A 24,041-nucleotide genomic window follows, 5' to 3' on the forward strand; every position below is an offset into this window, starting at 1 on the left:
GCCAACCCGGTCCGCTGGGCCAAAGGATGAGCGTGACCGCCAGCATCAGCATAGGAACCGACAGCCACGGCAAGGACGTGCTGGTCGACGTGGAGGAATTGCTTGCCACCCGGCTGCTCGTCCAGGGCAATTCGGGGTCGGGCAAATCGCATCTTCTGCGCCGCCTGCTGGAAGAAAGCGCGCCGCTGGTGCAGCAGGTGGTGATCGACCCGGAGGGGGATTTCGTCACGCTGGCCGACCGCTACGGCCATGTCGTGATTGACGCGGGCGATTATAATGAGCGCGAGATCGTCAAGATGGCGACCCGGATACGCGAACATCGCGCGTCGGTGGTGCTGAGCCTGGAAGCGCTGGAGATCGACGCGCAGATGAAATGCGCCGCATCCTTCCTCAACGCCCTGTTCGATGCGCCGCGCGACCATTGGTATCCCGCATTGGTTGTGGTCGACGAGGCGCAGATGTTTGCGCCCGCCGCCGCTGGCGACGTATCGGACGAGGCGCGCCGGGTATCGCTGGCGGCGATGACCAATTTGATGTGCCGGGGGCGCAAGCGCGGGTTGGCAGGGGTTATCGCAACCCAGCGGCTGGCGAAACTGGCCAAGAATGTCGCGGCGGAAGCCTCCAACTTTCTGATGGGGCGCACCTTTCTGGACATCGACATGGCGCGCGCCGCCGACCTGCTGGGGATGGAGCGGCGGCAAGCGGAGCAGATCCGCGATCTGGAGCGCGGACGGTTCCTGGCGCTGGGTCCGGCGATCTGCCGCCGTCCGGTCGCGGTAAAGATCGGCGCGGTCAAGACCAGCACTCGGGGCGGCACGCACAAGCTGATGGCGCCCCCCGTCACCAGCGGCGAGGATTTTCAGGAATTGCTGTTCGCCCCCGAAGCGGCGGACGCCGTGCCGGTCGCGCCGCCCCGTGCCGATCCCCCGCCCCGCGCCGCCGAGGACATCATCCGCGCGCTGGCCGATTCGCCACAGGCGCGGCCCGCCGCGCCTGAACTGGATTTCGGCCAGAATGAGCCGGTGGTGATGACGGTGCTGGAGGAAATCGTCGCCGATCTGGGCGATGCAGCGCCCAGCATAGCGACGCTGTATCAGGATTTTGGCGTCCGCTGCCGGATGAAGGGGCTGCGTACCCCGCCGCTGGACCTGCCAGCCTTCCGCAAGCGTTTTGCCATGGCGCAGGCGGGGATGATGGACGCAGCCGACGTCCGCTGGGAACCGGCGATGCGCGCGGCGGACCCATTGCCGGAGGATATGCTGGCCCCCTTCCTGCTGATCGCGCGCGCCGCGATGCAGGGCCAGCCCTGCCCGGACGATGCGGCGCTGGCGCGGGCCTATGGCACCAGTTCACCGGGGCGGGTGCGCCGGTTGATCGACTATATGGAGAAATTGGGCGTCATCGTCGCGCGCACCGATTTTTCGGGCAAGCGCTCCATCGGCGTACCGGGACTGGGCCTGTCGACGGCGGTGGCGGAGGGATGACGGCCCCAACCATGTCATCCGTCCTTTTCGTGTGCCTGGGCAATATCTGCCGGTCGCCCCTGGCAGAGGCTGCGTTGCGGGCGGAGGCGGAACGGGCCGGGCTGGACATCATCGTTGATTCGGCGGGAACGGGCGACTGGCATGTCGATTGTCCCCCGGACCCGCGCGCGGTGCGGCAGGCGCAGCGCCACGGCATCGACATATCGGGCTATCGTGGGCGTCAGGTGCGCGCCTCCGATTTCCGCAGCTTCGCGCATATTTTCGCGCTGGATGGCGATAATCTCAAAAATCTGCGGCGTATCCGGCCATCCGATGGAAGCGCGACGCTGGCGCTGTTGATGGATATGGTGCCGGGACGGGAGGGGAGCGGCGTGACCGATCCCTATTATGGCGACGAAGCGGGCTTTGCGCAGACGTGGGACGATGTAACCCGCGCGGCGCGGGCCATCGTCGCGAAACTCCGCACCCAGCCATCCTAGTGGTCCGATTCTGACATTTGCTACCTTATGGGATAAGGCGTGTTCAAATGTCAGGATCAATCCACTAGCGCCCGTCAGTCGCCTGCGACGCGATCCCGCATCGTCTGGCTGGCGCGGAAGGTCAGGACGCGGCGCGGTTCGATCGGCACTTCCACCCCGGTCTTGGGATTGCGGCCCATGCGCTGGGTCTTGTCGCGCAGGACGAAAGTGCCAAAGCTCGAAATCTTCACATTTTCGCCGCGCTCCAGCGCGTCGGACATATGGCCCAGGATCGATTCGATCAGCGCTGCCGCTTCGGCCCGCGACAGGCCGACGTGGCGGTTGACGCTTTCAGCAAGGTCTGCGCGCGTTAATGTGCCTGTGCCGATCATCGGATTCCCCATTTCCACCCCTTGGGCCACCATAGTCGGATGGCCTTTGCGGGAATGTGCGGGATTCGCAGGGCTTTGGCAAGGTTGCGTGATTTTGCGGGATCAGACCCGCAGGACGCAGGCACCCCAGGTGAAGCCGCCGCCCATCGCTTCGAGCACGATAAGGTCGCCCGGCTTGATCCGGCCGTCGCGCACCGCGCAATCGAGCGCCAGCGGCACCGACGCAGCCGAGGTATTGGCGTGGCGATCGACGGTCACGACAACCCGGTCGGGCGAGAGTTTGAGCTTGCGCGCGGTAGCGTCCAGGATGCGGGCATTGGCCTGATGCGGCACCAGCCAGTCGATATCGCTGTTGGACAGGCCCGCCGTCGCCATGACTTCGTTCAGCACCGAGGCGAGATTGACCACGGCGTGGCGGAACACTTCCTGCCCCTTCATCCGCAGCTTGCCCACGGTCTGCGTCGTGGACGGTCCGCCATCGACATAGAGAAGGCCGTTGTGGCGGCCATCGGCGTGCAGCTTGCTGGCCAATATGCCGCGCGCGCCATCCGCGCTTTCCTCCGCGCCCAGCACGACTGCGCCAGCGCCATCGCCAAAGAGGACGCAGGTGGTGCGATCTTCCCAGTCGAGAATACGGCTGAAGGTTTCCGCACCGATCACCAGAGCGCGCCGGGCCGCGCCGGAGCAGATCATGCTGTCGGCAACGGTCATGGCGTAGAGGAAGCCGGAGCAGACGGCCGCGACGTCAAAGGCGACGCAATCATCGATGCCCAGCGCGGCCTGCACCCTGGTGGCGGCGGCGGGGAAGGTCTGGTCCGGGGTCGCGGTCGCCAGAATGATGAGGTCGATGTCCTGCGCCGCAACGCCCGCGGCATCGAGAGCGGCCTGCGCCGCATCGGCCGCCAGCGAGGCGGTGGTTTCACCCTCGCCCGCGATATAGCGATTGCGGATGCCGGTGCGCTCGACAATCCATTCGTCGCTGGTATCGACGGTCTGTGCCAGTTCCGCGTTGCTGACCGCACGCGCCGGCAGCGCCGATCCGGTCCCCAGGAGAATCGCACGACGGATCACTTGACGGGCTGCTCCAGCTTCGACGAGGCAATAAGCGCCTGAACGGCGGCCATGTCGGCCGCGATGCGGCGGGTGATGTCTTCTTCCAGCAGGCGGGCGGCAACATGAACCGCATTGGCGATGCCCTTGGCGTCCGCGCTGCCGTGGCTTTTGACGACCACGCCATTGAGGCCCAGAAATACCGCGCCATTATGATTGTTGGGATCAAGATGATGCTTGAGCAGGTGCATCGCGGGTTTCGAGATCAGGAAGCCGATCTTCGAACGGATCGAACTGGTGAAGGCGTTGCGCAGCACGTCGGTGACGAAGCGGGCCGTGCCTTCGATCGTCTTGAGCGCGACATTGCCGGAAAAACCGTCGCACACGATGACGTCGGTATCGCCCCGGCTGATCTTGTCGCCTTCGGTAAAGCCGTCAAAGCTCATCGGCAGGACGTCCGCAGCGCGCAGGATGGCCGCAGCGTCGCGGATTTCGTCCGTACCCTTAAGCTCTTCGGTACCAATGTTGAGCAGGCGCACGCGCGGCCGCTCCAGATCGAATGCGATGCGGGCATAGGCTGCCCCCATCACCGCGAACTGGACGAGATTGCGGGCGTCGCATTCGGTGTTCGCGCCCAGATCGAGCATGACGACGTCATTGTCGCCACGCGTGGGCAACAGGGCCGACAGTGCGGGCCGATCAATGCCGGGCATGGTGCGCAGCGCCAGCTTGGCCATGGCCATCAGCGCACCGGTATTGCCCGCCGACACGGCTGCACCGGCATCACCCGACTTCACGGCCGCTATGGCCATACTCATCGAGCTGCTCTTCTTGCGAATCGCAACGCTCGGCTTGTCAGCGCCATCGACGACGGTATCGGCATGGACGACGTCGGACGCCGCGCGCAAATTGGGATGGTTGTCGAGCGCCGCCTTGATGCGGGTTTCGTCACCGAACAGGGTGAAGCGCAGCCCGTCATGGCGGTGACGGGCGAGCGCCACACCCGCCATCATCACGCGCACGCCTTCATCCCCGCCCATCGCGTCTATGGCGATTCGCGGCTGGCTGGACACCCTAGATCACCCCTTTGCGGAGATCGAAAAGTCGTTACGCCCCGACGGCGACGATTTCGCGGCCGTTATAATGGCCACAGGCGCCGCACATATTGTGGGGGCGCTTGAGTTCACCGCAGTTGGAGCATTCCTGGAACGCTTCGACGCGCAGCGAATCATGGCTACGGCGCATACCGCGCTTGGAGGGGGACGTTTTCCTTTTGGGGACAGCCATATCGGCACCTTGTTCCGTAAATCTATCAGGTTGTGCGAACGGCCAGATCCAACATGAAAGCTGACGCCACAGGCGCCGCAGACCCATGCGGCCCTGGGTGATCGCGAAGCCCTGCGCCTATAGCGCTTTTTGATCGGGGCGCAAGTCCTTCCTTGCCTGCCAAGCCGCAGCGGCTAGGGTGCAGGGCATAGAAATGAAGGGAAAATCGATGCTCCTGCCGATCACGCTGACCTTCGCCGCGGCCTGCGCGCTGCTCAATCTGTGGATAGCGACGCGATGCGCGCGGATTCGCATTTCGGGCAAAATATTGCATGGCGATGCGGGCAATACGCTGCTGGCCAGGCGGATGCGGGCGCACGCCAATTTTGTCGAATATACCCCGATCGTGCTGATCCTGTTCCTGGTGGTCGAACTGGCGGTTGGCGCGTCACTATGGCTGTGGATCGGTGCGCTGGTCTATATCGTGGCGCGCGTGGCCCATGCGTTTGGCATGGATGCCGAAGCCCCCACCCCCTGGCGGGCTGGCGGTGCGCTGCTGACATGGCTGGTGACGGCCGGCCTGGCGATCACGGCGCTGACGATCGCCTACACCGCCACGCGGGAGATGCCGGCGCCGCCCACGCTGTCAGCCCATGTATAAAGGATGGGGCGCCTGACTGCGGGCGCCCGTCACATCCCCATATCGGCGAGGATCAGCCCAGCACCGAATCGGCGACGAAGGGATTCGTGCGGCGCTCATGGGCAAAATTGCTCATCTGGCCATGGCCGGGGACGAAGGCTGTATCCCCGCCCAACGGCCAAAGCTTGCCGGTGATCGCGTCGATCAATTGCTGATGGTTGCCGCGCGGGAAATCGGTGCGACCGATCGACCCCTGAAACAGCACATCGCCGACGATGGCGAGCTTGCTGGGGGCGTGGTGGAACACGACATGGCCGGGCGTATGGCCGGGGCAATGGAGGACGTCGAGGGTCAGATCGCCCACGGTCACCTGATCGCCATCGACCAGCCAGCGGTCCGGCTCGAAACTTTCGCCCGGCACGCCCCAGCGCGCGCCATCCTGCGCCAGCTTGTCGATCCAGAAGCGGTCATCCTCATGCGGTCCCTCAATAGGCACGCCAAGGTCGCGGGCCAGCACGCCCGCCTGCCCGCAATGATCGATATGCCCATGGGTCACGAGCAGCTTTTCAATCGTCACGCCATGCTGCGCCGCTGCCTGCTTCAACACCGGCAGGTCGCCGCCTGGATCGACGAACGCGCCGCGCATGGTGGCGGTGCACCAGAAAAGCGTGCAGTTCTGCTGGAGCGGGGTGACCGGGATCAGCGTCGCCCTGAGCGGGCGGTCCTGCTGGGACGTAGCTTGCGGGGATGTCGTCATAGGCCCGATGTGGCGAAGCGACGCGGTCGGCGCAAGGCCTATGCCTCACCCAGCGCCGCGAACGGCTCGGCCAGGCTGATCCCGTCCAGCACCCGCGCGGTTTCATCCCGCACGCGAAGCATCACCCGGTGCAGGCGACATTCCGATTCGGGCAGGCAGTTGGTGCAGCTTCATGGGCAAAGCGGCTGGCGCAGGGGGTGAGCGCGAGCGACCCACGGGTCAGGCGGACAATGTCGCCATAGCTGATGTCGACCGGCGCGAGCGCAAGCCAATAGCCCCCGTCCCTGCCCCGCTGCGTCGCCACCAGCCCTTCGCGCGACAATTCCGACAGGATCACCGTTAGGAATTTGCCCGGAATATTCTGGCGCGTGGCAATCTCGTTCAGCGGCACCGGTCCCTGACGATAGCGGTCGGCCAGATGCTGGAGCGCGCGGATGGCATAACGGGTCTTTTGGGACAGCATATTTCCGTTATTCGCTCAGCCGATGCGTTTGACAAGTCAGGGCGCGGCTTTCTCCAGCGCGGCGCGTGCCTGGGCGGGGAAATCGGTAAAGACCGCGTCCACCCCGGTCGCCGCCACGGCGCGAACATAGCCCGCAAAATCGCCCCGTCCTTCCGGGTCGTCGGTCCGCTGATACTGGGCGGGCAGGAACATATTTTCCATCCGCAAGGTCCAGATATGGACCTGTAGGCCGGCATCATGCGCCTGCCCCACCAGCGCGGTGGCGCCGCTGTCAGCCAGTACGCGATTGGTGGAAGGACCGATGCCGTCCGCATAGTCGGCGATCGCGCGCAGCCCCTCGACGCTCATCATGCCGTCATAGCTCAGGTCCGGCCGGTCGGCCGGGCCAGCGGTGCTATCGATCAACTGGATCAGCCGCAGCCGGGTGGCGGCGCGCAAGGCCTGAAGATTGCCGACCTCGAACGACTGGATAAAGACCGGGTCGGCCTCCGTCAGATAGCCATATTGTTCCAGCAGCGCGAGCATCGGCGCCTGATGCGGCAGTCCGATCCCGGCGAAATAGCTGGGATGCTTGGTTTCGGGATAGAGGCCGATGCGGCGACCCGCTTCCGCCTCCTTGGCGCGGACGAGCTTCAATATCTCCTCAAATGTCGGGATGAGATAGAGATCGTTGAAGCGGGTGTTGGCTGGGCGCAGCATGGGCAGCCGTTCGCGCGCACGCAGGGTACGCAGTTCGGCCAGGGTAAAATCTTCGGTGAACCAGCCGGTGACCGCTGCGCCATCAATGGTCTTGGTCGTCTTGCGATCGGCAAATTCGGGGTGATCGGCAATATCGGTCGTGCCGCTGATCTCATTTTCGTGGCGGGCGACCAATATGCCGTCCTTGGTCAGGACCAGATCCGGCTCGATAAAGTCTGCGCCCTCGTCAATCGCCCGCTCATAAGCGGCGAGCGTATGTTCCGGCCGCTCGCCGCTGGCCCCGCGATGGGCGATCAACAAGGGTTCGGCCATGGCCATCTCCACCGGCAACAGGAGCAACAGGAGCGTCAGGCAGGCGCGGATCAGGCGCCGCCCGGTCATGCTATGGCACCTGCCAGGGCGTTCTCATAGGTCGTCGCCTTGAAACCGACGATGGTTTGCTTGCCCGTGTCCAGGATCGGGCGCTTGATCATCGACGGGTTGGTCATCATCAGCAGGATGGCCTTGTCCGCATCGATATGCGCCTTGTCCCCGGCATCCAGCGCCTTGAAGGTGGTGCCGGAACGGTTGAGGATGGTTTCCCAGCCATGTTCCATCACCCATTCCTCCAGCTTGGCCTTGTCCACGCCCGACACCTTATAGTCGTGGAAGCTGTAGGAGACGCGCTCATTGTCGAGAAAATTGCGGGCCTTCTTGATCGTGTCGCAATTTTTGATGCCGTACATCGTGATCATGGCGGCTTACCCTTTGAATGCGGTGACTTCGATTTCGATTTTCATGTTCGGCTTGATTAGTCCGGCGACGACGCAACTGGCGGCGGGGCGGATGGTGCCGAATATAGGAGCGGTCGCCTGCCCCAGTTCGTCCCAATAGGCAGGGTCGGTGATGTAATAAGTGACGCGCACCACGTCTGAAAAGGCAAAGCCCGCCTCCTCCAGCGCCGCGCCGATGACCTTGAGCGCGTTGGCGGCCTGTTCGGCCACGCTGTCGGGCATGGTCTTGGTTTCCGGATCGGTGCCGGTGGTGCCGGCGACGAAGCACCAGTCACCCTGGACGACGGCACGGGAATAGCCGACCTGCGCCTCAAAGGGCGAGCCGGACGAAATAAGCTGGCGGGACATGATGGATTCCTGCTGCAGTGCGAAAGGATCGCGCCCGCCCTTGCCCCCTTGGCCTGATGCTGTCCAGTGGATTCAGCGAGGGCGACGCGGAACGGCGTGCCGTGCGGACCGTTGGGACGGGATTGAACCAGCTACAGGAGAGCGTCCATGGCCGATCCGATCCCCGATAATGACATTGATGAGAATAGCGAACAGAATGAGGCGGGCACGCAGGCGCAGGATGTAACGGAGTCCGCGCGGACGCGGACGACTGACCTCAGCGAAGAGAGCGAACATGGCGGACATGGCAATCCGGCCCAGATCATCCCCGACGACGTACCGGACCTTGTCGACAAGATGAACGCCATGAACCGATCCGGCCAGATCGACATGGACGCCTATGCCGGCGAACCGGCAATGGATGATGAGGACGGGGCGGAAAGCAGCGAGGACTGATCGGGTCGATCAGGCCGCCTCACTGCTCCCGTCGAGCGCGAAATTGATCATGCCGCGCGCCATGTGACCCAGCGCCTGCGCCATTGCGTCGCCGATCGCTGGGTCCATATCCTGTTGACCTGCAATCGCGCATGTCATCGCCAAAGCCCAGTCGTCGGCAAGCGCGGGCGTGATGGGGAAAGCGCGGTGCAGCGACATGACGCACTGACCGCGCGCGAACCAGTCGCGCGGCCCGCCCAGCCAGCCCGACAGGAAACGTGTCAGGCCCAAACGCACCGGCCCCAGATCGGCGGCGTGAACCGCGCGCAGGTCAGCGTAGAGGCTGTCCTGTTCGATCAGGTCATAGAAGCGGTTGACGATCGCCGCGACGACCGGTTCGCCGCCGATGCGGACATAGGGGCTGGGCGGCGCGGCGGCGTTCATCGACTGGCTCCGTTTCGGATGATGGAATGGCCAGCATGACGCATTGGAACCGCGCGTCATTGATCCGCGTCAAACTCGATCCTCACCGGATTGGCGAGAGGTTGGACCGGCTTTAACGCCCCCTTTGCCAATAGCCGCCTATCGTCGCGGCATGGCGAGACAGAGATATGGACGCGCGCAACGGCGCAGCTCTGGCTTCAGCGGCCCGGCGTTGATCTACACATTATGTCTGGGCCTGTTGCTTGGCTGGTACGGGCCGATTTGGATGGATCGCGGTGCCTGGCCGCCCCTGGAGCCCCCCGGCAAAGCATGGCCGCCGATGCGCTGTCCGCGCAATTCGGCTTTTGCCATAGCGGGGGCGGTGTGAATTGCGTCGTCGATGGCGACACATTCTGGTTTGGCGGCGAGAAATATCGGATCGCCGATATCGACACGCCCGAAACCCACGGGCCACGCTGCGCCGCCGAGGGTGCATTGGGCGCGCGGGCGACGGAGCGGTTGCAGGCCCTGATGAATGCGGGGGCGTTTTCTCTGGAGAGCGGGGACCGGGATACGGACCGCTACGGTCGATCGCTGAGGGTCGTGACACGCGGCGGCGAATCGATCGGCGGGATGCTCGTCGCCGAAGGGCTGGCACGCGAATGGGATGGCGCGCGTCACGGATGGTGCTGAACGGGGCGAACGCGCAGCGCCCGCCCCTTCGTCCCGCTTAGCGGCAGTTCAGGCCACCCCGGTCGATTTCACGGCCGAGCAGCGCACCTGCGCCGCCGCCGATCAATATGCCCGCGACATTGGATTGGCCGCGATCGATCTGGCTGCCGAGCAGGCCGCCCAACGCCGCGCCGACGATCAGGCCAGTGGTGCCGTCCGACCGGCGGCAATAATAGCGGTCATCATAGCCACGATAGATGCGGGTGCGGCGATCGACGCGGATCGGCGCATAGCCGGCGCGATAATAGCGGTCGGGCCGGTAGCTGCGGCCATAACGCGGATCGGGGCGGTTCCAGTCATAGCGGTACACCACGCGACCGGGCCGACGATAGGCAACGCGGCGGTCGTCCCGACGATCCCGGCGCCAGTCGCGGCGATCATCGCGCCGGTCGGCGCGTCGGTCCTGGCGATCATCCCGGCGGTCGGCCCTGCGGTCCTGGCGATCGTCGCGCCGTTCGCGATTGTCGCGGCCCGGCTGGGCGAAAGCGGGCGTTGCGGCCAGGCCGGTCAGCGTCATCGCGCCGAGTGACAGGGCAGCAATAGCCTGTCTGAAAGTGAACGTCATGGCAGAGTCCTTTGCATGGGCATATTCGTGAATGTCAGAACCCATGACGATAGAGCTTGTTGCATGAACGACACAAAACCACCCGTTCATCGTGGAGCAGGATGAGGCGGGGAGCAGGGCACCGATGGTGCAATCGGGAGAATGGCGGGATCGTGCAGCGGCGATCCGATAATCGCTGCCTCAGCCCTGATCCTGATAGGCCATCTGGAGTATGCCCCAGTGCCGGCCCTTTACATGGATCGACGCGATCACCTGTTTGAGCAGGATGACATCGCCCGCCGCAGTCAGGCGGCGATACGCCTTGATGCAGAAGGGCTGCGTCGTGCGGCATTGTTCGCGCGTATCGGCGAAATCGAAGATCAGGCCCTGCCGCGAATATTCCGCATTCCATACATCTTCGCCCGGCCGCTGCGGATGGGCGCGTTCGGGCATGGCGATCGCGCCAAAGGCATTGCGGTCGGTGAAGGTCATGCCGAACAGGCCAGTGAAGGCGCGCGCCTTTTCCTGCTGCGCGCGCGCGGCGGGCAACATCACATCCTGTACGGGATGGCTATATTGTTGCGGATTGGTACCGGGAATAGGGGTTGGCAGATCGCCGAACAACGCGGCTTCGCTGATCCGCCCGCTGTCGATCGCCTGCTCCATCGCGCGACTGACGATCTCGGCCGATTCCAGGCTGAAACTGATATAGGGCGAATCGGGAATCGCGACCCCGCTTTCGGCCAGATATTGCAGCAGCATGTTGGTATCGTCGCTGGCGGTCGATACGCGGCCCGACAGGCGTTGCAACCCGCCCGCATTGTCCGCCGACGTGCTGGCCAGCGCGGCCAGGCCAGTGCGGATTTCCCCCGCCGATCCCACGATCGACGCGATCCGTTCGGCCACGCCCTCGGTATTGCTCGACAGGTCGACCATGAGCGAGCCAAGCCGCTCCACCAGCGCCTCTATGTTGCGCGTGTCCGATTGCGCGGTGCGCGCGGTCTGCGCGCCGCGGTTGATGCTGTCGAGCATCCCGCCCGCCTCGCTGGTCAACGCCGCGATCGATTGTTCGATCGTGTGCGTGGCCGCGCCGGTTTCCTGCGCCAGTTTCTTCACTTCGGCGGCGACGACGGCAAAGCCGCGACCGGCATCGCCCGCGCGTGCCGCCTCTATCGTGGCGTTGAGCGCTAGCAAATTGGTCTGCCGCGCGATGCCGCTAATCACATTGGTGACATGGGCGACGGTCTTGAGCGCTTCGCCAAAGCCGTCCAGCCGCTCATGGATACGGCTGACCTGATCGATCAGATCGACAAAGACATGGTTGGCGGCGGAGAGTTGCCGCCCGGAATCGTCGATGATGGAACGGGCCGCCACCGCCTTGGCGCGCGCATCCTGCCCGGCATTGGCCACGCTTTCGCCATCGTGCGACAATTGCGTCGCTGCGCCGCTGATCGCCTCGATCGTGCGCGCCTGCTGCGTTACGCGGTCGGCCAGTTCGCTGATGTCGGCCTGGAGATCGAGCGTGCGTATGCCCAGGTCGCCCGACAATTTGGCCACCTTCATAACCGCTCTTGCAACGGTTTCGGATTTCGTTTCGCTACCCACGGATCGAGGGCTAGCTCAACATGGTAAAGGAAAGATTAGCGATGCGTCAGAGCGATCCGGCCAGCGCCAGCACCACCCCGGACACCACCAGCAGCAGCCCGATGGCCTCGCTCCGCTGCATCTGTTCCCGCAGGTAAAAATGCGCAAAACCCATGGTGAAGGCGACCTCGATCTGCCCGACGATCCGCACCAGCGCGACCGGCGCCGTTGCAAAGCCGGTGAACCAGCAGGCCGATCCTAGGGCCGAGAGCATCCCGACCTGTCCCGATACCCGCCAGGTGGCGAACACGCGCCGCATTTCGCCTGATTCGCGCGCCAATAGCCAGCCGCCCTGCATCAGGGTCTGAAGCGCGACCGTCACGACCAGCACGACCAGCGCCGCCAGGACCGCGTCGCCCGTGTCCACCTGCTGCGTTGCGCGGCGGATGCCGATCGCGGTCAGGGCGAAGAAAAATCCAGACGCTATGCCGCAGAGGGCAGCGGGCTGGCCCAGCGCGCGGACGAAATCCATCGCCCCCATGCGCCTGCCCCCGGTCGACAGCAGCATCACGCCCACCACGCCGCAGCCGATCCCGCCCCAGGCCAGCGGCGAGAGACGCTCGCCCATCAGCAGGAAGGACAGTAGCGCGCCCTGGACCGCCTCGGTCTTGGAATACGCGGTGCCGACGACGAAATTGCGGTATCCAAATGCCAGGATCAGCAGGTTGGTCGCAACGATCTGCGCCAGCCCGCCGCCGATGCAGAAAAGCAGGAACAACGGCCCCAGTGCAGGCAGAGGTGCTGGATTGGCCAGCCAATATCCGCCCAACAACATAATAGCGAACGGCAGTCCGTAAAAGTAGCGCACCAGCCCCGCCGCATTGAGCGACAGGCTATGACTGACGCGCCGCTGGACGGCGGTGCGCCAAGCCTGCATCCCGCCCGCCATCAGCGTCGCGGGCAACCAGATCGGGGACGTGATCATCGCGCTGCTATGGCCGCCGGACGCCCGGCGTCATCCCATCATCACCAGCATGGTGAAGAACAGCGCCAGCGCGAGACAGGCGAACATATAGAGCAGGGGCAGCCGCCACATCGCGCCAAAGCGCGACAGGCTGTAGGCGTCCTTCATCTGTCGATACATATGCCAGGCGGCGTAGAGCAGCAGCGCCGTCGTCACCAAACCGGCGGTGACATGCAGCGCCGACAACAGCATCGACAATGAAAAGAGCAGGGACATGAAGGCGATCGAATAGGTGACGTAGATCGCATGGTCGTACATCTTGAAGCGGCGGTTGAACGGGAAGAGCAGCCACACGAACGGCATGGAAAACAGGATCAACGCCCAGGAGAATTTATAGGCATTGGCCTTGAGCTTGTAATAGGCCAGTTCCGGGTCTTTCGCCGCCGCGCTGACGACCTCTCCCACTGTGGCCGCGACTCCGCCATTCATGCCCTCGCCACGCAGGGTTTGCGTCATGTTGGCAGCGAGCGTCATGCCCTGTCGCTCCTCGCGCGCCTCGCTCAAATCCTCGTTCAGCTTCTCGCGCCGCTTCGGCGTCAGGCCCGGCTCTTTCAACCGTCTTTCTATCTTCGCAATCCGCGCGTCGGCCTTGGCCTCTTCGGCGCGCAGTTCCGCGATGGCGCCATCGTCCATCTGCACCATCTTGCCCGCGCTGGCGCCATGGCCGCTGGTGAGCGAGAAGATGGCGTACATGAGGAAGGCGCTGAACAGGAACAGCGCGAAGGGCGACACGAATTTCGCGCGCTCGCCATGGATGTAGCGTCGCGTCAGCTTACCCGGACGCAGCGCCAGTTCGGGCAATGTCCGGAATATCTTGCCTTCAAAATGCAGCACGCCATGGGCCAGATCATGGCCGATCGCGCCGAAGCTGCGATGGAGATGCGCCGCCTGCCCGCATTGCGCGCAATAGGCGCCGGTCAGTTCCGCGCCACAATTAAGGCATTTGCCATGGCCATCATGATCGGATTCGCCATGCCCCGGCTCGACCGCGCGCGCGATCATGCCTCCGGTGATGGCGTCCCCCGCCGCGTCGATTTCCCCCGTCATGGGGGACAGGATAACAGCGGTGTATGGCGCTTGCCAGACAGTTGTTTGCGTTTAGCTGGGCTGGACGCCGGGCGGTACATGGTGTGCCAGGTTCCGCCCCATCGTCCAGTTCCCCTCCAGCCGCACCAGCGGATTGGGCGCGCACCAGATTTCGCCGCTGTCGGACAGGCCGGTGACCCAGATCAGATTATGTTCCTGCCCATAATCGATGACGGCAAGGGCATAGCCCTTCCCCTTGCCCTCCACATGGACGGGCAAGGGTGGGTCGAGTTGCGTGAAGGACATGGGACTGGCTCCGGCATGAAGGTGCGGAGACAATGCCGTGTAGCGGCCGGGGTTCCGGCCCCTTGATCCAGGTTGGTGCGATTAGCTGATCCCCCCACGCACGGCATGGGGGGCGGCTTGCGTCAGGCGTTTTCGAGCAACCCTTCGCGCTTGATCTTTTCCTGCCAGACCAGCGGGGCGAGATGGTGGACATTCTGGCCTTCGCTATCGACCGCAACGGTCACGGGCATGTCCTGCACATCGAATTCGTAGATCGCTTCCATGCCCAGATCCTCAAAGCCCACGACCTTGGCCCCCTTGATCGCGCGGGCGACCAGATAGGCGGCACCACCGACCGCCATCAGATAGGCGCTCTTATGCTTGGCGATGGCTTTGGTCGCCGCGACCCCGCGCTCGGCCTTGCCAACGCAGCCCAGCAGGCCTTGCTCCAGCATCATGTCCATGAAGCTGTCCATGCGCGTTGCGGTGGTGGGACCGGCAGGGCCGACCACTTCGTCGCCGACCGGATCGACCGGACCGACATAATAGATGACGCGGCCCTTGAAATCGACCGGCAGGCTCTCGCCGCGGCTCAGCATGTCCTTGATCCGCTTGTGCGCGGCGTCGCGCCCGGTCAGCATCTTGCCGTTCAGCAGCAGCCGGTCGCCATGCTTCCAGCCCTGGACGATGTCCGGCGTCAGCGTGTTGAGATCGACGCGGATCGCTTCCTTGCTCGGCGTCCAGTTGACGTCGGGCCATTCGGACAGCTTGGGCGCTTCCAGATAGGCGGGGCCGGAGCCGTCCAGCGTGAAATGGGCGTGGCGGGTGGCGGCGCAATTGGGGATCATCGCCACAGGCTTGCCCGCCGCATGGCAGGGATAGTCGTAAATCTTGACGTCCAGTATGGTGGACAGGCCGCCCAGACCCTGCGCGCCGATGCCCAGCGCATTGACCTTGTCGAAAATCTCGACCCGCATCTTCTCGATCTCGGTCTGCGGTCCGCGCGCCTTGAGCTCGCCCATGTCGATCGCGTCCATCAGGCTTTCCTTGGCCAGGGCGACCGCCTTTTCCGCGGTGCCGCCAATGCCGATGCCCAGCATGCCGGGCGGGCACCAGCCGGCACCCATTTGCGGCACCATCTCCAGCACCCAGTCGACGATCGAATCGCTGGGGTTCATCATCTTGAACTTGGTCTTGTTTTCGCTGCCGCCGCCCTTGGCCGCGACGTCGATCACCACCTTATTGCCGGGCACCATTTCGACCGACAGGACGCAGGGCGTATTATCCTTGGTATTCTGGCGGCTGAACGCGGGATCGCGCAGGATGGAGGCGCGCAGGCGGTTTTCGGGGTTGAGATAGGCGCGGCGCACCCCTTCGTCGATCACCTCCTGCATCGACCGGCTATTATCGTCCAGGCGGCATTCCATGCCCCATTTGACGAACACATTGACGATGCCGGTGTCCTGGCAGATCGGGCGATGCCCCTCCGCACACATGCGGCTGTTGGTCAGGATCTGGGCGATGGCGTCCTTGGCCGCCGGGCTTTGTTCGGCCTCATAGGCTTTGCCCAGCGCACGGATATAATCCATCGGGTGATAATAGCTGATGAACTGAAGCGCGTCGGCGACGCTCTCGATCAGGTCGGCGGTCTTGATGAGCGTCATCTTACCCAAATCCCTTATGTCTGCGGCCCGGCCCTGCACGGCGGGTTCCTGCTCGGGCAGCGGCTAATCAGGAATCGCCCGCCTGTCCAGAGAGGGGAGGCCTAGCCGTTCGCAAAGGGGAACATCGGCCACCATGGTTCCTTCTCCATCAGCACCCGCGCGAAGCTGGGCCGCGCGACAAGCCGGGCGAGATAGGCCGCGAGGCGAGGATGATCGCTGCCGATCGGCGCGATCCTGTCGGCATAGAAGAGCGCGGGGGCCGCCGCGCAATCGGCCAGGGTGAAATTGTCGCCCACTGCCCATCCCTGCGCGCCGATGCGCGTTTCCAGCAAGGCATAGGCTTTTGCGATCAGGGCGCGCGCTTGCTCTACGCCATAAGGGTCGCGCGAGTCGGCCGGGCGCAGCCGGTCGGCGACGATCGCCTGCATCGGCGTCATCACATAATTGTCGAACAGCCGGTCCATCATCCGCACCTGTAGCGCAGCGTCGGGGTTGAGCGGTATCGGCCGGAAGGTGCCCGGCTCATGCGTCGCCAGATATTCGATGATGATGCTGGCTTCGGCGACGGTCATGTCGCGGGTCGAATCGCGCAATACGGGAAATTTGCCGATCGGCCACAGCGCCAGCCATTCCTGCGCCACATCCTCGCCCTCCAGCATGCGCGGCGTGAAGGGCGTGCCATTTTCGTAAAAGGCGATCAGCACTTTCCAGCAATAGGAAGAGAGCGGGTGATAATAGAGAATCATCGGTCGGCCTCTGCATAGGGGGAACGGGGCAGTCAGTCGGAGGCGACACCATAGCCCCTTTTGCGTGCGCCCACGCATTTGCGTGGCAAGCCAAAATTATTTTTTATTCCGCTTTTCGCTCTTGTCTTTCGGGGAACGAGGAAAGTCCACGCGTCGCTGCGTCGCAACGGGTAGAAACAGCGATGAACGGAATCGGAACAGCGACGAATTGAGTCCCTAAACCGTCATTTACCCTCTTGCGCGCAAAACAGGCTATGGCACTATCTGTGGTATCGGGTAAACGGGGGTCACCCAACAGATAGTGATTGCGTCGCTGGACCGGTTTTCAGCGCAAGGGGGATTTTGTCCCTGCAATCCCGTCAGTTGGTCCCATTTCGACCCCGTTGCGATACGGTATCTGCTAGGGTGTTGGCACCTGCCGAACACCGCTTGACCGAATCGAACGGAACGGGAACATTCGGGGGCGTACATGGATTTTCGTGATAGTGGACAGGGTGGTACAAACGACGTGGCGACTGTGATGGATGATGTGATGGACCGGGTGAGCGAACAGCCTGTCGCGCCGACCAAGGCCGAACCTTTGTCCTCTTCCTCGGTGCAGGAACGACGCTTCGACGTCGTGACCGATCCGTCGCGCGACGCGCTGCTGACCGAGTTTGGCAAGGACACGCTGAACGACCGCTATCTGCTGCCCGGCGAAAGCTATCAGGATCTGTTCGCCCGCGTGGCGGCGGCCTATGCCGATGATCAGGCGCATGCCCAGCGCGTCTATGACTATATCTCCCGTCTCTGGTTCATGCCCGCCACCCCGGTCCTGTCCAACGGCGGCACCGGACGCGGCCTGCCGATCAGCTGCTATCTCAACAGCGTGGACGACAGCCTGGAAGGCATCGTCAACACCTGGAACGAGAATGTCTGGCTGGCCTCACGCGGGGGCGGCATCGGCACCTATTGGGGCAGTGTGCGCGGCATTGGCGAGCCGGTTGGCCTCAACGGCAAGACCAGCGGCATCATCCCCTTTGTCCGCGTCATGGATTCGCTGACGCTGGCGATCAGCCAGGGCAGCCTGCGTCGCGGTTCCGCCGCCTGCTATCTTGACGTCTCGCACCCGGAAATCGAGGAATTCCTTGAAATTCGCAAGCCCAGCGGCGACTTCAACCGCAAGGCGCTGAACCTGCATCATGGCGTGCTGCTGACCGACGAGTTCATGGAAGCGGTGCGCGACGGCAGCGATTTCAACCTGCGCAGCCCCAAGGACCAGTCGATCCGCGGCACCGTCAATGCCCGCGCGCTGTTCCAGAAGCTGGTCGAAACCCGCCTGGCCACGGGCGAGCCCTATATCGTGTTCAACGACACGGTGAACCGCATGATGCCCAAACATCATCGCGATCTGGGCCTTAAAGTCTCGACATCGAATCTCTGTTCCGAAATCACCCTGCCGACGGGTCGCGACCATCTCGGCAATGACCGCACCGCCGTGTGCTGCCTTTCCTCGATGAACCTGGAAACCTGGGACGAGTGGAAGGATGAGAAGCTGTTTGCCGAGGATATCATGCGTTTCCTCGACAATGTGCTGCAGGACTATATCGACCGCGCGCCGCCCGAAATGGCGCGCGCCAAATATAGCGCGATGCGCGAACGATCGGTCGGGCTTGGCGTCATGGGCTTTCACAGCTTCCTGCAGGCGCGCGGTATCCCGTTCGAAGGGGCCATGGCCAAGTCGTGGAACCTGCGCATGTTCAAGCATATCAAGAGTCAGGTGGACGAAGCCTCGATGCAGTTGGCGATCGAGCGCGGCCCCTGCCCCGATGCTGCCGATCAGGGCGTGATGGAGCGTTTCTCCTGCAAGATGGCGATCGCGCCGACCGCGTCCATCTCCATCATCTGCGGCGGCACGTCGGCCTGCATCGAACCGATCCCGGCGAACATCTATACCCACAAGACGCTGTCGGGCAGCTTCTCGATCAAGAATCCCTATCTGGAAAAATTGCTGGTCGAAAAGGCCAAGGATTCGACCAATGTCTGGAACTCGATCCTGGAGCATGGCGGCTCGGTCCAGCATCTCGACTTCCTGAGTCAGGAAGAAAAGGACACGTTCAAGACCAGCTTCGAAATCGACCAGCGCTGGCTGCTCGAACTGGCCGCCGACCGCACACCCTATATCGACCAGGCGCAATCGCTCAATCTGTTCATCCCCGCCGATGTGGAGAAATGGGATCTGCTGATGCTCCACTTCCGCGCGTGGGAACTGGGCATCAAGTCGCTTTACTATCTGCGGTCCAAGAGCGTGCAGCGCGCGGGTTTCGCGGGCGGGGTGGAAGCCGACAACACGATCGACGCACCCAAGTTCGAACTGGCCGGCGGCAGCACCGATTATGACGAGTGCCTGGCCTGCCAGTGATGTAATTCCCTCTCCCGTCGGGAGAGCGCGCTGGTCATGCTTCGGAGTGGAGTTTTAGTGATGTGGTTCGTCGTCGCTATGTCCCTCTGCTCGATTGGCTATGGTGCCCACGCCATGATCCGGTCGGAGCAGGTCGCGCGGAAAAATGCGGCGTTCATTGCTAGCGGCAAGGAAAGCTATTTTGAGCAGCGGCGGGAATGGCAAGCCTATGGCACCACTCCACCCGCTGATGAAGCGACCGTCCGAACCAAGGGTCGCAAAGAAATTCTGGCTGGCATGATCGGCCTGTTTGCCGCTGCTGCCTTCACTTATTTTGCGAACTAAGGAGTTCGATTCATGTCCCTTCTCCAAGCCTCCAAAGTCTACAAGCCGTTCGAATATCCCTGGGCCTATGAGTTCTGGAAGCGGCAGCAGCAGCTGCACTGGCTGCCCGAAGAAGTGCCTTTGGGCGAGGATTGCCGTGATTGGGCGCAGAAGCTGTCCGATCATGAGCGGAACCTTTTGACGCAGATTTTCCGCTTCTTCACACAGGCGGACGTGGAAGTGCAGGATTGCTACCACGAAAAATATGGCCGCGTGTTCAAGCCGACCGAGATCAAGATGATGCTGACCGCGTTCAGCAACATGGAAACCGTCCATATCGCCGCCTACTCGCATCTGCTCGACACGATCGGGATGCCCGAAAGCGAATATTCGGCCTTCCTCCAATATAAGGAGATGAAGGACAAGCACGACTATCTGCAACAGTTCGGCGTCGACACGGACGAGGATATTGCCCGCACGCTCGCCATGTTCGGCGGCTTTACCGAAGGGTTGCAGCTCTTCGCCAGCTTCGCGATGCTGATGAACTTCCCGCGCTTCAACAAGATGAAGGGCATGGGGCAGATCGTCACCTGGTCGATCCGCGACGAAACGCTCCATTGCGAGGGCATCATCAAGCTGTTCCACGCCTTCTGCGCCGAACGCCAGTGCCTGACCCCTTCGGTCAAGGACGACATCATGGACATGTGCCAAAAAACCGTCCGTATCGAGGATGCGTTTGTCGATCTGGTGTTCGAAATGGGTCCGGTGCCGGGCATGACGCCCAAGGACATCAAGAAATATGTCCGCTATATCGCCGACTGGCGGCTGGGCCAGCTGGGCCTCAAACCCATCTACATGATCGACGAGCATCCGCTCCCCTGGCTGACCCCGATGCTCAATGGCGTCGAACATGCCAACTTCTTTGAAACCCGCGCGACCGAATATTCAAAGGGCGCGACGCGCGGCCAGTGGAACGAGGTCTGGGACGCGTTCGACCGCCGCAAGACCCGCGCAACGCCCGCCAATGCGGACGAAGCAACCGATCCCGACATGTTCAAGGCGGCGGGCATCGCGGCGGAGTGATTGCCAAATTCGTGAAGGGCATCGGGGTGACATTGCTGTTTGCAATGGTCGCCCTGTGCCTGGCCGTCACGATCGTGCCGCCCTTCCTTGACCGCATCTATTATGAAGGGCCGGTGAGCCGTCACTATGACGGCGCGCATTTCTTCAATCCCGATGGGGTGATCGACGTGCCCGCCCCGCCGGGGACGAGTCGACGGGGCTTTATCGCCAGCTGGCTTCTGGGCCATGACGACCGGCCACAATGGCCCGACGCGATCGCCGTCAAGCCCGCCCGCCCCGCGCCCTTCGCGGCGCCGCGCGGGATGGTGGCGACATGGGTGGGCCATGCCACGGTGCTGGTGCAGGCGGCGGGCATAAACATATTGACCGATCCGATCTGGTCGGACCATGCCAGCCCCCTGCCCCCTTCGGCCCCAGGCGGATCGCGCCGCCGGGCATCCGCTTCGATGATCTGCCCCGGATCGACCTGATCGTCCTGAGCCACAATCATTATGACCATATGGACCTGCCGACGCTGAAGCGATTGTGGGAGCGCGACCGGCCCAGGATCGTCACCAGCCTGGGCAATGACACGATATTGAAGGCGCACGGCATCCCGTCGACCGCACTTGACTGGGGCCAGTCGGTCAGCGGCGCGGCGCTCAACGGGCTTGCCCCGCAGGCAGTGATCCAGTGCGGCAATTACGAACATTGCCCCGACTATCGCGTCCATGTGACCCGCAACCATCATTGGGGCAGCCGCTGGGGCACGGATCGCAACCGCGCGCTCTGGTCCAGCTTTCTGATCGAGACGCGCGCGGGCAACATCTTCTTTGCAGGCGACACCGGCGCGGGCGACATGGGCTGGCCCTATGAAGCCGCACGCTTCGGCCCGATCCGGCTGGCCCTGATCCCCATCGGCGCGTTCCGCTTCTGGAAAGGGCAGATGGCGTCGGACGCGCATATCGGCCCGCAACAGGCGGTGGAAGTGTTCAAACGGCTGGGCGCGTCGACCGCGATCCCGATCCATTGGGGGACGTTCCACCTGTCCTACGAACAATGGAATACGCCGCCCCGTATGCTGGACCTGTTCCTGGCGTGCGAAGGCATAGAGCGCCAGCGCTTCGCCCCGCTGCGGATCGGCCAGTCGCTGCTGGTGCCGCCCTACGCCGCCGTAGCGCAGGACAAGGGATCAAAGCGCAAGCGACAGTGCGACTGGCGCGCGATCAGGGCGCTGGAATAGCGCCCCGTCCGGCGTCAGCCCTTGGGGCAGTCGCCTATCCGCTTGCCCGACAGGTCATAGGTCGCGCGCAGCACCGCGCCGCCGCCTTCCGACTGCGTCATGGTTTCGCCCAGCGTCAGCGTGTCAGCGGTATAATTGCCTTCCAGCGCAATTTCCGACGTGCCCTTGCCCGCCGTACAGGCCAGGGTCGCGATCATGCGGCCCTTGCGGACCATCTTGTCCTTATAGGTGCAGTCCGTGCCATCCTTGCCCGCCATCGCCGCCACGTCCGGCAACCCTTCGGCATCGACCGAAAGGCAGACCTTATCCTCGCTCGTCTGCTTGAGCGCCGCCTGATATTGCTCCGGCGTGACGGTCGGCGTGTTGTAACCGGTGGTCTTGCGGGTCAACACCCACTCGCCCGCCTGCATCAGGATCGGCGTTTCCTCGACTTCCGGCGCCGGGGCCGGTTCGCTACAGCCACCAAGGGCCAACATCGTTACGAGCGGCATGATCGCAAGCGGCATCCCCGCCAGCACGGTCTTTCGCATAACCTCTCCCCTGTTCTCTTGGTCGGAACAGGCAAGAGGCTCTACCCGTCGCGCGCAAAGCGCAAGCGGAAATGCGTGGAGACTTATTCCGCCTTGGTGCAGTCAGGGCCGATCCACTTGCCTTCGGAACGCGCCTTCATCGCCATGGCCGCGCCATTGGGGCCACCCGCCATCTTCATGTCCATGTCCATCGAATAGGCCTCTTGCCCATAGGTGCCCGACATGCTGGCCTGCATCGTGCCGCCATCCGCCTTGCACGACACCTGCCCCTTCACGCTGCCACCGCTGACGGCAAAGCCCTGATAGGTACAATCCTTGTTTTCCTGACCGGAAAACATCTCGCCACTGGGATTGGCCGCTTCTTCAGGCGTGACGCAATATTTGAGCGACGTCTGGCTCATCATGCTCTTCATCTGGTCCTTCATGCCAGCGGGCGCGCCGGGCATATTGGACAGGTCGATATCCTGCACGGTGAAGCGCCCTTCCCACTGGCCCGCCTTCAACTGCACCTTGTCGACCGCAGCCTTGACCTCTTCCTTGGTCATGGACACACCGCCATTGGCTGGCGCGTCGCCGGGCTTGTCGCCGCAGGCAGCGAGCAACAGGGTCATGGTGGCGGCGGCAAATACAGCTCTGATCATCGCTTATCCCCTCATCGCGTCGGCATGGGCTGGGCCGTGGATAGCCGAGCATATCAAGCCGGTGCGACATTGCAAAATTTTCCCCGAAATGGATGGGCATCAGACCTATCTGGATGCCGGACGGGCCGCCAAGAACAAGTTTCTGGCCTTGGCGCATTATATGGATACGCATGGCGGAAAATCACCGCCAGACCCCGCTGATCCACCGTCGCTGGAAAGCCAGATCCTCGACAACAACTGGCGCAAGGAGACGAAGAATGGCTATGATTTCCATATTGATGTCATTGCGCGACCGAGGGAAGTCGTCGCTGAGCTTACAGACGGCCCGATTGCCGCGCGCTCACGGCGTGCTCAGGCTCAGGCGGGTCAGCCAGATCGCCGTCCGGGCGATGATGGCGGTCATTTTATCGCTGCCAGCTTCAACGGTCCCGGCGACAGCGTCAACCATTTCGCCCAGGACCGGAATTTCCACCGTGGCGCCTATCGCGCCATGGAAGATGGCTGGGCGAGGAATTTGCGAGACGGTAAAAGGGTCGTCGTCCATATCGTTCCGCTATATGAAGGAACATCCAAACGGCCCTATCGCATCCATGTCACGTGGCGCGTCAATGGCAGGGAAGAATTCAGGGATTTCTCGAACGAAAGCAAAGTCAAGCCCCGTGACCGATAAACTTGACGCCTTGGGGTCGCTCATGAACGAGATTGGACTCGAATTGGCCGCCTTGGTCGGCGGCGATCCGAATGGTGTTTTCCTTTATGTTGAAATCGGCGAGGGTTGGGTGAGTCCCAGCGTTTTTAGGGATGAGGGAGAAGTCATCCGCTATTACAATCCGCGTGAGACAAATCTTAGCGACGTGCTGTGGGAAGCTTGGTATCTGGAACCAGATGGACCAAATATGCGATGGTCGGTTCTGGAATATGCCATCCAAGACAAAAAATTCCACGTCAGCATGAAATATCCCGAAGAGATCAACGTGGAAGTTGTCGATGACGAACGGCGGGAAGCCGCCCTGCGTGCGCGTTTCGGTGACAAGCCTGTTATCTATCCACCCCCGCCCAAAGGCGCGTTCGAGTTGAAGCCCTGACGTC

General features: G+C 63.0%; 28 protein-coding genes and 2 pseudogenes. 11 read left to right on the forward strand and 19 right to left on the reverse strand.

Annotated elements, in window-relative coordinates; translation table 11 throughout:
• Window positions 1–32: 32 nt before the first annotated feature.
• Both CJD35_RS03420 and CJD35_RS03425 read left to right on the forward strand, forming a co-directional pair.
• Window positions 33–1,484, forward strand: coding sequence for a helicase HerA domain-containing protein (locus CJD35_RS03420; RefSeq protein ID WP_026002193.1), 1,452 nt, complete (start codon window positions 33–35; stop codon window positions 1,482–1,484).
• Between the two features lie 11 nt (window positions 1,485–1,495).
• On the forward strand, window positions 1,496–1,963 hold the full coding sequence (locus CJD35_RS03425; protein WP_095686794.1) for a low molecular weight protein-tyrosine-phosphatase: 468 nt from the start codon (window positions 1,496–1,498) through the stop codon (window positions 1,961–1,963).
• 74 nt (window positions 1,964–2,037) lie between these two features.
• Here the strand turns inward: CJD35_RS03425 and ihfA are convergent, their stop codons facing one another.
• From ihfA to rpmF, 4 genes are all read right to left on the reverse strand, one after another.
• Entirely contained in the window at window positions 2,038–2,334 is a 297-nt protein-coding gene (gene ihfA, locus CJD35_RS03430; RefSeq protein ID WP_017181970.1) for an integration host factor subunit alpha, read from the reverse strand.
• A 102-nt stretch (window positions 2,335–2,436) separates the two neighbouring features.
• Window positions 2,437–3,405, reverse strand: coding sequence for a beta-ketoacyl-ACP synthase III (locus CJD35_RS03435; RefSeq protein WP_017181971.1), 969 nt, complete (start codon window positions 3,403–3,405; stop codon window positions 2,437–2,439).
• Window positions 3,402–4,424 carry a phosphate acyltransferase PlsX gene (plsX, locus tag CJD35_RS03440; RefSeq protein WP_017181972.1) on the reverse strand — a complete coding sequence of 341 codons (1,023 nt, stop codon included), beginning with the start codon at window positions 4,422–4,424 and terminating at the stop codon, window positions 3,402–3,404. Before plsX ends, CJD35_RS03435 begins: the two co-directional genes overlap by 4 nt.
• Window positions 4,425–4,491: 67 nt before the next feature.
• A complete protein-coding gene (rpmF, locus tag CJD35_RS03445) occupies window positions 4,492–4,671 on the reverse strand; it encodes a 50S ribosomal protein L32 (protein WP_026002194.1) in 180 nt (59 codons plus the stop codon).
• Window positions 4,672–4,879: 208 nt separating this feature from the next.
• On the opposite strand from rpmF, the gene CJD35_RS03450 reads away from it, so the two are divergent.
• Complete coding sequence (locus CJD35_RS03450) at window positions 4,880–5,311, forward strand: MAPEG family protein (RefSeq protein ID WP_167383132.1); 432 nt, start codon at window positions 4,880–4,882, stop codon at window positions 5,309–5,311.
• Between the two features lie 52 nt (window positions 5,312–5,363).
• Here CJD35_RS03450 and CJD35_RS03455 read toward each other — a convergent pair whose 3' ends face one another.
• From CJD35_RS03455 to CJD35_RS03475, 5 genes and pseudogenes are all read right to left on the reverse strand, one after another.
• The gene (locus CJD35_RS03455) at window positions 5,364–6,047 is read right to left on the reverse strand and encodes an MBL fold metallo-hydrolase (protein ID WP_017181975.1); all 684 of its coding nucleotides are present in this window, start codon (window positions 6,045–6,047) and stop codon (window positions 5,364–5,366) included.
• A gap of 38 nt (window positions 6,048–6,085) precedes the next feature.
• Window positions 6,086–6,510, reverse strand: a pseudogene (locus tag CJD35_RS03460) (RrF2 family transcriptional regulator).
• Window positions 6,511–6,546: 36 nt separating this feature from the next.
• Window positions 6,547–7,590 (reverse strand): glycerophosphodiester phosphodiesterase, encoded by a 1,044-nt coding sequence (locus CJD35_RS03465; protein ID WP_017181977.1) that lies wholly within the window; start codon window positions 7,588–7,590, stop codon window positions 6,547–6,549.
• Window positions 7,587–7,943: an ArsC family reductase gene (locus CJD35_RS03470; protein WP_017181978.1), complete on the reverse strand. Its 357-nt coding sequence runs from the start codon at window positions 7,941–7,943 to the stop codon at window positions 7,587–7,589. Before CJD35_RS03470 ends, CJD35_RS03465 begins: the two co-directional genes overlap by 4 nt.
• A gap of 6 nt (window positions 7,944–7,949) precedes the next feature.
• The gene (locus CJD35_RS03475; RefSeq protein ID WP_017181979.1) at window positions 7,950–8,330 is read right to left on the reverse strand and encodes a RidA family protein; all 381 of its coding nucleotides are present in this window, start codon (window positions 8,328–8,330) and stop codon (window positions 7,950–7,952) included.
• Window positions 8,331–8,477: 147 nt separating this feature from the next.
• Between CJD35_RS03475 and CJD35_RS03480 the strand changes: the two genes are divergently transcribed.
• Window positions 8,478–8,765, forward strand: a complete 288-nt coding sequence (locus CJD35_RS03480) for a hypothetical protein (protein ID WP_017181980.1) — start codon at window positions 8,478–8,480, stop codon at window positions 8,763–8,765.
• 9 nt (window positions 8,766–8,774) lie between these two features.
• Here CJD35_RS03480 and CJD35_RS03485 read toward each other — a convergent pair whose 3' ends face one another.
• Entirely contained in the window at window positions 8,775–9,188 is a 414-nt protein-coding gene (locus tag CJD35_RS03485; RefSeq protein ID WP_019054234.1) for a globin domain-containing protein, read from the reverse strand.
• A 309-nt stretch (window positions 9,189–9,497) separates the two neighbouring features.
• Here CJD35_RS03485 and CJD35_RS03490 point away from each other — a divergent pair, with 309 nt between their 5' ends.
• Window positions 9,498–9,860, forward strand: a complete 363-nt coding sequence (locus CJD35_RS03490) for a thermonuclease family protein (RefSeq protein WP_244917207.1) — start codon at window positions 9,498–9,500, stop codon at window positions 9,858–9,860.
• Between the two features lie 37 nt (window positions 9,861–9,897).
• On the opposite strand, the gene CJD35_RS03495 is transcribed toward CJD35_RS03490, so the two are convergent.
• From CJD35_RS03495 to CJD35_RS03525, 7 genes are all read right to left on the reverse strand, one after another.
• A complete protein-coding gene (locus CJD35_RS03495; RefSeq protein ID WP_026002197.1) occupies window positions 9,898–10,464 on the reverse strand; it encodes a glycine zipper 2TM domain-containing protein in 567 nt (188 codons plus the stop codon).
• Window positions 10,465–10,644: 180 nt separating this feature from the next.
• Window positions 10,645–12,006, reverse strand: coding sequence for a methyl-accepting chemotaxis protein (locus CJD35_RS03500; RefSeq protein WP_017181984.1), 1,362 nt, complete (start codon window positions 12,004–12,006; stop codon window positions 10,645–10,647).
• 88 nt (window positions 12,007–12,094) lie between these two features.
• Window positions 12,095–13,012, reverse strand: a complete 918-nt coding sequence (locus CJD35_RS03505) for an EamA family transporter (protein WP_017181985.1) — start codon at window positions 13,010–13,012, stop codon at window positions 12,095–12,097.
• Between the two features lie 30 nt (window positions 13,013–13,042).
• Window positions 13,043–14,098 carry a DUF3667 domain-containing protein gene (locus CJD35_RS03510; RefSeq protein ID WP_017181986.1) on the reverse strand — a complete coding sequence of 352 codons (1,056 nt, stop codon included), beginning with the start codon at window positions 14,096–14,098 and terminating at the stop codon, window positions 13,043–13,045.
• Between the two features lie 51 nt (window positions 14,099–14,149).
• Complete coding sequence (locus tag CJD35_RS03515) at window positions 14,150–14,383, reverse strand: hypothetical protein (protein WP_017181987.1); 234 nt, start codon at window positions 14,381–14,383, stop codon at window positions 14,150–14,152.
• Between the two features lie 122 nt (window positions 14,384–14,505).
• A complete protein-coding gene (locus CJD35_RS03520; protein WP_017181988.1) occupies window positions 14,506–16,026 on the reverse strand; it encodes a fumarate hydratase in 1,521 nt (506 codons plus the stop codon).
• Between the two features lie 101 nt (window positions 16,027–16,127).
• Window positions 16,128–16,772, reverse strand: coding sequence for a glutathione S-transferase family protein (locus CJD35_RS03525; RefSeq protein ID WP_017181989.1), 645 nt, complete (start codon window positions 16,770–16,772; stop codon window positions 16,128–16,130).
• A gap of 469 nt (window positions 16,773–17,241) precedes the next feature.
• Here CJD35_RS03525 and CJD35_RS03530 point away from each other — a divergent pair, with 469 nt between their 5' ends.
• The 4 genes and pseudogenes from CJD35_RS03530 to CJD35_RS03545 all read left to right on the forward strand — a co-directional run bounded on the left by CJD35_RS03530 (window position 17,242) and on the right by CJD35_RS03545 (window position 21,781).
• On the forward strand, window positions 17,242–19,173 hold the full coding sequence (locus CJD35_RS03530) for a ribonucleoside-diphosphate reductase subunit alpha (protein WP_037514163.1): 1,932 nt from the start codon (window positions 17,242–17,244) through the stop codon (window positions 19,171–19,173).
• A 60-nt stretch (window positions 19,174–19,233) separates the two neighbouring features.
• Window positions 19,234–19,497, forward strand: coding sequence for a hypothetical protein (locus CJD35_RS03535; RefSeq protein WP_017181991.1), 264 nt, complete (start codon window positions 19,234–19,236; stop codon window positions 19,495–19,497).
• 12 nt (window positions 19,498–19,509) lie between these two features.
• Complete coding sequence (locus CJD35_RS03540) at window positions 19,510–20,559, forward strand: ribonucleotide-diphosphate reductase subunit beta (protein ID WP_017181992.1); 1,050 nt, start codon at window positions 19,510–19,512, stop codon at window positions 20,557–20,559.
• Window positions 20,560–20,603: 44 nt separating this feature from the next.
• A pseudogene (locus CJD35_RS03545) lies at window positions 20,604–21,781 on the forward strand (MBL fold metallo-hydrolase).
• A gap of 14 nt (window positions 21,782–21,795) precedes the next feature.
• Here CJD35_RS03545 and CJD35_RS03550 read toward each other — a convergent pair.
• Together CJD35_RS03550 and CJD35_RS03555 are read right to left on the reverse strand one after the other, a co-directional pair.
• Window positions 21,796–22,311 (reverse strand): DUF3617 domain-containing protein, encoded by a 516-nt coding sequence (locus CJD35_RS03550; RefSeq protein WP_017181994.1) that lies wholly within the window; start codon window positions 22,309–22,311, stop codon window positions 21,796–21,798.
• Between the two features lie 83 nt (window positions 22,312–22,394).
• Window positions 22,395–22,922 carry a DUF3617 domain-containing protein gene (locus tag CJD35_RS03555; protein ID WP_017181995.1) on the reverse strand — a complete coding sequence of 176 codons (528 nt, stop codon included), beginning with the start codon at window positions 22,920–22,922 and terminating at the stop codon, window positions 22,395–22,397.
• Between CJD35_RS03555 and CJD35_RS03560 the strand changes: the two genes are divergently transcribed.
• Window positions 22,921–23,622, forward strand: coding sequence for a DNA/RNA non-specific endonuclease (locus tag CJD35_RS03560; RefSeq protein WP_017181996.1), 702 nt, complete (start codon window positions 22,921–22,923; stop codon window positions 23,620–23,622). The two genes, CJD35_RS03555 and CJD35_RS03560, sit on opposite strands and share 2 nt — an antisense overlap.
• Window positions 23,623–23,644: 22 nt before the next feature.
• On the forward strand, window positions 23,645–24,037 hold the full coding sequence (locus CJD35_RS03565; RefSeq protein WP_017181997.1) for a hypothetical protein: 393 nt from the start codon (window positions 23,645–23,647) through the stop codon (window positions 24,035–24,037).
• The last annotated feature ends 4 nt before the right edge of the window (window positions 24,038–24,041 follow it).

The organism is Sphingobium xenophagum (assembly GCF_002288285.1).
In the GTDB taxonomy this organism is placed as follows: Bacteria; Pseudomonadota; Alphaproteobacteria; order Sphingomonadales; family Sphingomonadaceae; genus Sphingobium; species Sphingobium xenophagum.